Annotated in this window: 17 protein-coding genes; all 17 read left to right on the forward strand. The window is 42.9% G+C overall.

Annotated features, from left to right (window positions below):
- The first annotated feature begins 117 nt into the window (after positions 1-117).
- The 17 genes from rplN to rplQ all read left to right on the forward strand — a co-directional run bounded on the left by rplN (position 118) and on the right by rplQ (position 8594).
- On the forward strand, positions 118-486 hold the full coding sequence (rplN, locus tag H5161_RS16480; protein WP_002959498.1) for a 50S ribosomal protein L14: 369 nt from the start codon (positions 118-120) through the stop codon (positions 484-486).
- Positions 487-496: 10 nt separating this feature from the next.
- Positions 497-811, forward strand: a complete 315-nt coding sequence (gene rplX / locus H5161_RS16485; RefSeq protein WP_002959496.1) for a 50S ribosomal protein L24 — start codon at positions 497-499, stop codon at positions 809-811.
- A gap of 16 nt (positions 812-827) precedes the next feature.
- A complete protein-coding gene (gene rplE, locus H5161_RS16490) occupies positions 828-1367 on the forward strand; it encodes a 50S ribosomal protein L5 (protein ID WP_010554915.1) in 540 nt (179 codons plus the stop codon).
- A gap of 10 nt (positions 1368-1377) precedes the next feature.
- On the forward strand, positions 1378-1683 hold the full coding sequence (gene rpsN / locus H5161_RS16495) for a 30S ribosomal protein S14 (protein ID WP_006794245.1): 306 nt from the start codon (positions 1378-1380) through the stop codon (positions 1681-1683).
- A gap of 21 nt (positions 1684-1704) precedes the next feature.
- Positions 1705-2097, forward strand: coding sequence for a 30S ribosomal protein S8 (rpsH, locus tag H5161_RS16500; RefSeq protein WP_002959491.1), 393 nt, complete (start codon positions 1705-1707; stop codon positions 2095-2097).
- A 13-nt stretch (positions 2098-2110) separates the two neighbouring features.
- Positions 2111-2644, forward strand: coding sequence for a 50S ribosomal protein L6 (gene rplF / locus H5161_RS16505; RefSeq protein WP_002959488.1), 534 nt, complete (start codon positions 2111-2113; stop codon positions 2642-2644).
- Positions 2645-2653: 9 nt separating this feature from the next.
- Complete coding sequence (gene rplR, locus H5161_RS16510; RefSeq protein ID WP_002959486.1) at positions 2654-3004, forward strand: 50S ribosomal protein L18; 351 nt, start codon at positions 2654-2656, stop codon at positions 3002-3004.
- A gap of 9 nt (positions 3005-3013) precedes the next feature.
- Positions 3014-3520, forward strand: coding sequence for a 30S ribosomal protein S5 (gene rpsE / locus H5161_RS16515; protein ID WP_002959485.1), 507 nt, complete (start codon positions 3014-3016; stop codon positions 3518-3520).
- A gap of 2 nt (positions 3521-3522) precedes the next feature.
- On the forward strand, positions 3523-3705 hold the full coding sequence (rpmD, locus tag H5161_RS16520) for a 50S ribosomal protein L30 (RefSeq protein ID WP_002959482.1): 183 nt from the start codon (positions 3523-3525) through the stop codon (positions 3703-3705).
- Between the two features lie 4 nt (positions 3706-3709).
- Positions 3710-4144, forward strand: a complete 435-nt coding sequence (gene rplO, locus H5161_RS16525; protein ID WP_002959480.1) for a 50S ribosomal protein L15 — start codon at positions 3710-3712, stop codon at positions 4142-4144.
- 10 nt (positions 4145-4154) lie between these two features.
- Complete coding sequence (secY, locus tag H5161_RS16530; protein WP_002959478.1) at positions 4155-5483, forward strand: preprotein translocase subunit SecY; 1329 nt, start codon at positions 4155-4157, stop codon at positions 5481-5483.
- A 22-nt stretch (positions 5484-5505) separates the two neighbouring features.
- Positions 5506-5619: a 50S ribosomal protein L36 gene (gene rpmJ / locus H5161_RS16535; RefSeq protein WP_002959476.1), complete on the forward strand. Its 114-nt coding sequence runs from the start codon at positions 5506-5508 to the stop codon at positions 5617-5619.
- A 125-nt stretch (positions 5620-5744) separates the two neighbouring features.
- Complete coding sequence (gene rpsM / locus H5161_RS16540) at positions 5745-6101, forward strand: 30S ribosomal protein S13 (RefSeq protein ID WP_002959473.1); 357 nt, start codon at positions 5745-5747, stop codon at positions 6099-6101.
- A 12-nt stretch (positions 6102-6113) separates the two neighbouring features.
- Entirely contained in the window at positions 6114-6500 is a 387-nt protein-coding gene (gene rpsK / locus H5161_RS16545) for a 30S ribosomal protein S11 (protein ID WP_002959471.1), read from the forward strand.
- Positions 6501-6521: 21 nt separating this feature from the next.
- Positions 6522-7142, forward strand: coding sequence for a 30S ribosomal protein S4 (rpsD, locus tag H5161_RS16550; RefSeq protein WP_002959461.1), 621 nt, complete (start codon positions 6522-6524; stop codon positions 7140-7142).
- A gap of 24 nt (positions 7143-7166) precedes the next feature.
- Positions 7167-8153: a DNA-directed RNA polymerase subunit alpha gene (locus H5161_RS16555; protein ID WP_002959452.1), complete on the forward strand. Its 987-nt coding sequence runs from the start codon at positions 7167-7169 to the stop codon at positions 8151-8153.
- A gap of 39 nt (positions 8154-8192) precedes the next feature.
- Positions 8193-8594: a 50S ribosomal protein L17 gene (gene rplQ / locus H5161_RS16560; protein WP_002959450.1), complete on the forward strand. Its 402-nt coding sequence runs from the start codon at positions 8193-8195 to the stop codon at positions 8592-8594.
- Positions 8595-9343: the final 749 nt, after the last annotated feature.

Genomic DNA, 9343 nt, shown 5'->3' on the forward strand with positions numbered 1-9343 from the left:
TACAATTGCCCGCCCTTAAGAGACAACTCGTTTGTTTTTGAGTGGGATTTAATCGAAATGTCTTGATTTTAAACAAATTTAAGACACGTTGTAATTACTACACCGGAGGTCATTAACATGATCCAAATGCAAACTCAGCTGGAAGTTGCTGATAACAGCGGCGCTCGCAAAGTGCAGTGTATAAAAGTCCTTGGTGGTTCTCACCGTCGCTACGCAGCGATTGGCGACATCATTAAAGTTTCTGTAAAAGAAGCTATTCCTCGCGGTAAAGTGAAGAAAGGTGATGTTAAAAACGCGGTAGTTGTGCGTACCAGAAAAGGTGTTCGCCGTCCAGATGGTTCTCTGATCCGTTTTGACAGCAACGCTGCTGTTATCTTAAATGATAACTTACAGCCAATTGGTACACGTATTTTCGGCCCTGTGACTCGCGAACTTCGTAATGATAAGTTCATGAAAATCGTTTCACTAGCCCCAGAAGTACTGTAAGGAGCCAATCATGGCAGCAAAAATACGTCGTGATGACGAAGTAATCGTACTAGCAGGTAAAGACAAAGGTAAGCGCGGAAAAGTGCTTTCAGTTGTTACTGAATCTGGTCGAATCTTTGTCGAAGGCATAAACTTGATCAAGAAACACCAAAAGCCGGTTCCACAATTGAACCAAGCTGGCGGCATTGTTGAGAAAGAAGCATCTATGGATGCATCAAACGTTGCGATCTTCAACTCGGAAACGAGTAAAGCTGATCGTGTAGGTTTCAAGATTGAAGATGGTAAGAAATTACGTATCTTTAAATCTACTGGTAAAACTATCTAATAGTTGGAGTAGAATGATGGCGAAACTGCATGAAGTATATAAAGACAAAGTAGTTGCTGAACTTCAAGAGAAGTTTGGTTTCAGCTCTGTCATGCAAGTCCCTCAGATCGAAAAGATCACATTGAATATGGGCGTGGGCGAAGCCCTAGCTGACAAGAAGATTTTAGATAACGCAGTCGCGGATCTAGCAGCAATCTCTGGTCAGAAACCTTTAATCACTAAAGCACGCAAATCTGTTGCTGGCTTTAAAGTGCGTGAAGGCTACCCGATTGGTTGTAAAGTAACCCTACGCGGCGAGCGTATGTGGGACTTTTTTGAGCGTTTGGTATCAATCGCTATCCCACGTATTCGTGACTTCCGTGGCGTAAGTGCAAAGTCTTTTGATGGACGTGGCAACTACAGCATGGGCGTACGTGAACAAATCATCTTCCCAGAAATCGATTACGATAAAGTAGACCGTGTACGCGGTATGGATATTACTATCACTACTTCTGCGAAATCTGATGAGGAAGGCCGTGCGTTGTTAGAAGCGTTTAACTTCCCATTTAAGAAATAAGGGTAGGGTTATGGCAAAGAATTCTATGAAAGCGCGCGAAGCAAAGCGCACAAAACTAGTTGCTCAGTACGCTGAAAAGCGCGCTGCACTAAAAGCTATCATCAGTGATGTTAACACATCTGAAGATGATCGTTGGGACGCGGTACTTAAGCTACAAGCTTTACCACGTGATTCTAGCCCTGCACGTCAACGTAATCGTTGTAACATTACGGGCCGCCCACATGGTTTCCTTCGCAAATTCGGCATGAGCCGTATTAAAGTTCGCGAAGCAGCTATGCGCGGTGAAATTCCTGGCCTTAAAAAGGCTAGCTGGTAATAGAATCATGGGAGTAAGACTATGAGCTTGCAAGATCCTATCGCGGATTTGTTCACACGAATTCGTAACGGTCAATCAGCGAAGAAAGTATCTGTAACGATGCCAACTTCAAAGCTGAAAGTAGCATTAGCTAAAGTACTAAAAGACGAAGGTTATATCGTAGATTTCGCTGTTAACGGCGAAACTAAACCTGAGCTTTCTATCGAGTTGAAGTACTTCGAAGGCAAAGCTGTAATTGAAAATATCCAGCGTGTAAGTCGCCCTGGTTTACGTATCTATAAGAAACGTGACCAATTACCTAAGGTAATGGGTGGTCTTGGTATCGCTATCGTATCAACTTCTAAAGGCCTAATGACAGACCGCGCAGCACGTAGTGCTGGTGTTGGTGGTGAAATCATTGGTTTTGTAGCTTAATCGGAGGGGAACTATGTCTCGCATAGCAAAGGCACCAATTACTGTTCCTGCCGGTGTAGAAGTTACATTAAAAGGCCAGGAAATCACAGTTAAAGGCAAAAACGGTGAACTTACTCGTACAATCAACAACGCTGTTGAAGTACAAGTAAATGACAACGTTATTACTACTTTACCTCGTGATGGCGTAGCTAATGCATGGGCTCAAGCAGGTACTGCTCGCGCTCTAATCAACAACATGGTTGTTGGTACGCATGAAGGTTACGAGAAGAAACTTCAGTTAGTAGGCGTGGGTTACCGTGCTGCAGCGAAGGGTAAAACATTAGATTTAACTCTTGGCTTCTCACACCCAGTTAATTTCGCAGTTCCTGAAGGAATTACGATTGAAACTCCAAGCCAAACAGAAGTTCTAGTTAAGGGCGTAGACAAGCAGTTAGTTGGTCAAACAGCTGCTAACATTCGTGCATACCGTAAACCTGAGCCTTATAAAGGTAAGGGTGTTCGTTATTCAGATGAGAATGTACGCCGTAAAGAGGCTAAGAAGAAGTAAGGTAAGACGATGGATAAAAAAACAGCTCGTCTACGTCGTGCTAAACGCACTCGTAGAAATTATATTGAACAAGGCACAACGCGTCTTGTTATCCACCGCACGCCACGTCACATATACGCTCAAGTTGTAAATGCTGAGGGTAATGTACTGGCTGCTGCTTCTACTGTTGAAAAGGCTATTAGCGAAACAGTTAAAGGCACCGGTAACGTTGAAGCTGCGCAAGCAGTTGGCAAAGCGGTTGCTGAACGTGCGGCTGACAAAGGCATCGAAAAGATTGCTTTTGATCGCAGTGGCTTTAAATATCACGGCCGTGTGAAGGCGCTAGCTGATGCTGCGCGTGAAGCCGGTTTGCAATTCTAGGAGTAGACTATGGCTAACGTAGAAGCAAAGCAACAACAGCCTGATCTAGCTGAAAAGCTAATCGCGGTGAACCGTGTGTCTAAAGTAGTTAAAGGTGGTCGTATCTTTAGCTTTACTGCACTAACTGTAGTTGGTGACGGCGCAGGTAAAGTAGGTTTTGGTTATGGTAAAGCACGTGAAGTTCCAGCTGCTATTCAAAAAGCAATGGAAAAAGCACGTCGCAACATGATCAATGTAGACCTAAATGGCAATACATTACAGCATCCTGTTAAGGGACGTCATGCTGGCTCACTAGTGTTCATGAAACCAGCCTCTGAAGGTACTGGTATCATCGCAGGTGGTGCTATGCGTGCAGTACTAGAAGTGACTGGTGTTCAGAACGTACTTTCTAAATGTTACGGTTCTACTAACCCAATCAACGTAGTACGTGCAACGATTTCGGCTCTTGAGAATATGAATTCTCCACAGTCAATCGCTGCAAAACGTGGCCTTCGCGTAGACGAAATACTGGGGTAACCATGGCAAATCAAACTGTAAAAGTAACACAAGTAAAAAGCTCTATCGGTCGTTTACCGAAACATAAAGCTACATTACGCGGTCTTGGTTTACGTCGTATCAACCACACTGTTGAGTTAGAAGACACAGCATGTGTACGTGGTATGATAAACAAGGTTTCTTACATGGTTAAGGTAGAGGGTTAATTCGATGCATTTGAATACACTTTCACCTGCTGCAGGTTCAAAAACTGCTCCAAAACGTGTTGGTCGTGGTATCGGTTCTGGTCTAGGTAAGACTGGTGGTCGTGGTCACAAAGGTCAAAAATCACGTTCTGGCGGCAAAGTACGCGTTGGTTTTGAAGGCGGTCAAATGCCTATGCAACGTCGTCTACCTAAATTTGGTTTTACTTCTCGCAAATCTTTAGTATCTGCAGAAATAAACCTTTTTGAAATCGCTAAAGTTGAAGGCGATGTGGTAGACCTAAGCGCGTTACAAGCAGCTGGTCTAGTTAAAAAGAACGTTCTTTTCGTTAAAGTTGTTAAATCTGGCGAAGTTTCACGCGCTGTTACCGTTAAAGGCCTTAAAGCCTCTAAAGGTGCTCGCGAAGCTATTGAAGCTGCCGGAGGCAAGGTAGAAGACTAAGGAAGTACTAATGGCTAAACCAGGTCAAGATACAAAAAGTGCACAAGGTGGACTTTCGGAATTGAAGCGCCGATTACTCTTCGTATTGGGTGCTATCATAATTTACCGTCTAGGTTCATTTGTGCCGATCCCTGGGATTGACGCCGCTGTACTTGCCGATTTCTTCGAGCAACAAAAGGGCACCATTGTTGAAATGTTCAACATGTTCAGTGGTGGTGCACTTGAGCGAGCTTCAGTGTTAGCACTGGGTATTATGCCGTATATCTCGGCTTCGATTATTACGCAACTATTAACGCATATGTATCCTCCGTTTATAGAGCTTAAGAAAGAAGGTGAGCAAGGGCGTAAAAAAATTAGCCAGTACACACGCTATGGCACGCTTGTGCTAGCTACTATTCAATCAATCGGTATTGCTACTAGCTTACCGGGCATGATGGAGGGGTTAGTTGTTAACCCTGGTATGGGTTTCTATTTCACCGCAGTGGTGAGTTTAGTTACTGGTACTATGTTCCTTATGTGGTTGGGTGAACAAATAACAGAGCGTGGTATCGGTAACGGTATCTCTGTTCTAATATTTGTTGGTATTGTAGCTAACTTGCCGTCTGCTATTGGTTCGACAGTCGAAATGGCGCGCCAAGGTGATTTGAATGTTTTTGTACTGTTGATGGTTGCGGTAATCGTATTCGCTGTTACTTATCTTGTAGTGTTTTTCGAACGTGGACAACGTCGTATTGTTGTTAACTACGCTAAACGCCAACAAGGTCGTCAAGTATTTGCTGCCCAAAGCACGCATTTACCACTAAAAGTAAATATGGCGGGTGTTATTCCACCAATCTTCGCTAGCAGTATAATTCTGTTCCCTGGTACAATTGCTAGCTGGTTCGGCCAAGGTGAAGGTCCAGTCGCTGATGTATTACAAGCTGTTGCTACTACGTTGACTCCAGGTCAACCGTTGTACTCGCTTGTTTTAGCTGCGGCTATTATCTTCTTCTGCTTTTTCTACACAGCGTTGGTTTTTAACCCACGTGAAACAGCAGATAACCTTAAGAAATCTGGCGCATTTATCCCAGGTATTCGTCCAGGTGAGCAGACATCTAAATACATTGATAAAGTGATGACACGCCTGACATTGGCAGGTGCTTTGTATATAACCTTTATCTGTCTGGTGCCTGAATTCATGACGATGGCGTGGCAAACGCCATTCTACTTCGGCGGTACATCAGTTTTGATTATCGTTGTAGTAATCATGGACTTTATGGCACAAGTACAGACTCACCTGATGTCTCATCAGTATGATTCTGTGCTGAAAAAAGCGAACCTTAAAGGCTACGGTCGATAAGGTCAGTTTACGGAGTTGAGCAATGAAAGTACGTGCTTCCGTTAAGAAAATATGCCGTAACTGTAAAGTTATTAAACGTGCTGGTGTAGTACGCGTAATTTGCAGTGAGCCTAAGCATAAGCAAAGGCAAGGCTAAGTAAACAGTCGTGCAGGCTGAGTTTTCTCGGCCTGTGTTTTTAGTAGTGATTTGGTCTTCGTTTGAGTATCCTTACGGGCTTTTCAAACTTTTGATTACCAAATTCGAATATAGGAGATGTGTTAGTGGCCCGTATTGCTGGCATTAACGTCCCTGATCATAAACATGCAGTTATTGGTTTAACAGCTATTTATGGCATAGGTAAGACTCGCTCTAAGGCTATCTTAGAAGCGACTGGTATCGCCGAAACCACAAAAATCGGTGAACTTTCAGACGAAATTCTTGACGTACTGCGTGATGCAGTTGGCAAGTACACTGTTGAAGGTGATCTTCGTCGTGAAGTTACTTTAAATATCAAGCGCCTAATGGACCTTGGTTGTTATCGTGGCCTACGTCACCGTCGCTCTTTACCACTACGTGGTCAAAGAACTAAGACTAACGCGCGCACCCGTAAGGGTCCTCGTAAGCCTATTAAGCGATAAGGGGATAGTATTATGGCTAAGACACCAATTCGTCGTAAAAAGGTTAAAAAACAAGTTGCTGATGGTATGGCTCATGTTCATGCGTCTTTCAACAACACTATTGTAACGATTACCGACCGTCAAGGTAATGCACTATCATGGGCTACTGCCGGTGGTTCAGGTTTCCGTGGTTCACGTAAATCTACACCATTTGCTGCTCAGGTTGCTGCAGAGCGTGCAGGTACTGCTGCTCAAGAATACGGTTTAAAAAATCTAGAAGTTTTCATTAAAGGTCCAGGTCCAGGTCGTGAATCTGCTGTACGTGCTTTGAATGCTGCTGGTTACCGTATTACCAACATTACTGACGTGACGCCAATACCACATAATGGTTGTCGTCCACCGAAGAAACGTCGCGTTTAACAATAGGTTAGGAGAAATAACATGGCAAGATATTTGGGCCCTAAGCTCAAGCTGAGTCGTCGTGAAGGTACTGACCTGTTCCTTAAGAGCGGCGTAAGAGCTATCGACTCTAAGTGTAAACTTGAGACTGCACCTGGTCAGCACGGCGCTCGTAAAGGTCGCTTATCTGATTACGGTTTACAATTACGTGAAAAGCAAAAAGTACGTCGTATCTACGGTGTATTAGAAAAGCAATTCCGTAACTACTACAAAGAAGCTGCTCGCCTTAAAGGCAACACAGGTGAAAACTTGTTACAGCTTTTAGAGCAACGTTTAGACAATGTTGTATATCGCATGGGTTTTGCTAGCACACGTGCAGAAGCACGTCAGTTAGTAAGCCATAAAGCGATTTTAGTTAATGGTCGTGTTGTGAACATTCCTTCATACGTAATTACTCCAGAAGATACTGTTGTAATCCGTGAGAAGTCTAAGACGCAAGCACGTATCATCGCTGCTCTAGAGTTGGCTGAGCAACGTGAAAAGCCGACTTGGGTTGAAGTTGACGGTAAGAAATTGGAAGGCAGCTTTAAGCGTCTACCTGAGCGTTCAGACCTGTCTGCGGACATTAATGAACAACTAATCGTCGAACTTTACTCTAAGTAAAGTTAAGAGTTAAGAGAGGATAAAATGCAGGGTTCTGTTACAGAATTTCTAAAACCAAGGTTAGTCGACATCGACGCTATCAACCCAACGCGTTCTAAAATAGTTTTAGAACCATTAGAGCGTGGCTTTGGCCATACTCTGGGTAATGCTTTACGCCGTATATTACTTTCATCTATGCCTGGATGTGCAGTAACTGAAGTTGAAATCGACGGTGTATTACATGAGTACAGCGCGAAAGAAGGCGTTCAAGAAGACATCATTGAAATACTATTAAACCTTAAAGGTTTAGCAGTAACGTTAGAAGGCAAAGATGAAGTTTTTCTGACCCTGACTAAATCTGGTGTAGGCCCTGTTACTGCGGCTGATATTCAGCACGATGGCGATGTAACAATTGCTAATCCAGATCACGTTATTTGTAATTTAACTACAAATAACAGCGAGATCAGCATGCGTATTCGTGTTGAACGTGGTCGTGGTTATGTGCCGGCATCTAGTCGTTTATCCTCTGATGACGATGAGCGTCCAATTGGTAGATTGTTGCTTGATGCATCATTTAGCCCAGTTGAACGTATTGCGTACTCGGTTGAATCAGCTCGAGTTGAGCAACGTACAGATTTAGACAAGTTAATCATTGATATGGAAACAAACGGCACTTTAGATCCAGAAGAAGCGATCCGCCGTGCGTCTACTATCTTAGCTGAGCAATTAGATGCATTCGTAGATTTACGTGATGTAACTGAGCCAGAAGAGAAAGAAGAGAAGCCAGAATTCGATCCTATTCTACTTCGTCCAGTTGATGATCTTGAATTAACAGTACGCTCAGCAAATTGTTTGAAAGCCGAGCAAATTCAATATATCGGTGATTTAGTTCAGCGCACTGAAGTTGAGCTTCTTAAAACGCCTAATCTAGGTAAGAAGTCTCTAACTGAAATTAAAGACGTGCTAGCTTCACGTGGACTTTCTCTAGGTATGCGCCTAGAAAATTGGCCACCTGCAAGCTTAGCTGAATAATCTAAATCACTATATTAGTTTAGTTAGAAGGATAGGGTCATGCGCCATCGTAAGAGTGGTCGTCAATTAAACCGTAACAGTAGCCATCGTAAAGCGATGTTTAGCAATATGGCAGGTTCTTTGGTGAAACATGAAATCATCAAAACTACTTTGCCAAAAGCGAAAGAGTTACGTCGTGTAATTGAACCTTTAATCACACTGGCTAAGACTGACAGTGTAGCAAATCGCCGTTTAGCGTTTGCTCGCACGCGTGATAATGAAGTTGTTGGTAAATTATTCAGTGAAATCGGTCCACGTAACGCGGATCGTCCAGGTGGTTACACTCGTATTCTTAAGTGTGGCTTCCGTACTGGTGATAATGCACCAATGGCTTATATTGAACTAGTTGGTCGCCCAGCGACTAGCGAAGCAGTTCAAGAAGACGCACAGTCTGCAGAGTAAGTCTTAAAGAAACCTAAAAGCCGAGCTTATGCTCGGCTTTTTCTTGCCTAAAATTTGTCAAACTATATGAACCAGTAATTACCTTCTATTATGTGCATCGACTCATAGATTCTGAATCGATAGGTTGTTTCGACTGCTGTTTTAATAACTTAGCCTAGTTACCTTTACTTACCATTCATCCAAAATAGCCTATCCGGTTTTAGTTAAAGAGTATTTTCACTTTATATAGTGATTTACAATTATTAATAATAGCACTTCGAATTTAACTACCATTAAGCAATCCCTAACGAAGTTTTTAGTGATTAGAGCTGCTCAGAAGATATATGGGGTCGCTCTCTTATCTATATACCGGTACTAAGAACCTCATAGTAAAGCTAACCATTGGGGCCTTAGTAAACTCACTTCTCAAATAAAAATATAGCCCAATGAATTTAAATCTCAGCTTTTGACTATTTCAAATGATTTTAGTAACACGACTCTTAACTTATTGGTTGGCTTTTTCAGCATTGATGATCCAAATATGTCTCTACTGATCACTAGTTACCATAACTTTGACTTTAAATAGCTCTTTAAACCCCTCAATACAGGAGGTTTAGTTGTGTTTTTGAGCGTTTAGCTCAAATACTCAGCGAACAGCACATTATTTCAAGTTTTCTTCAAAAAAGGGTTGATCTGTTTTCGGATCTCCCTATAATGCGACCCCACTGAGACGGGAAACAGCAACGCATAGCGAGGCACGAACAACTCAG

The sequence above is a fragment of the Pseudoalteromonas sp. SG43-5 genome, from assembly GCF_014164345.1.
GTDB classification, from domain to species: domain Bacteria; phylum Pseudomonadota; class Gammaproteobacteria; order Enterobacterales; family Alteromonadaceae; genus Pseudoalteromonas; species Pseudoalteromonas distincta.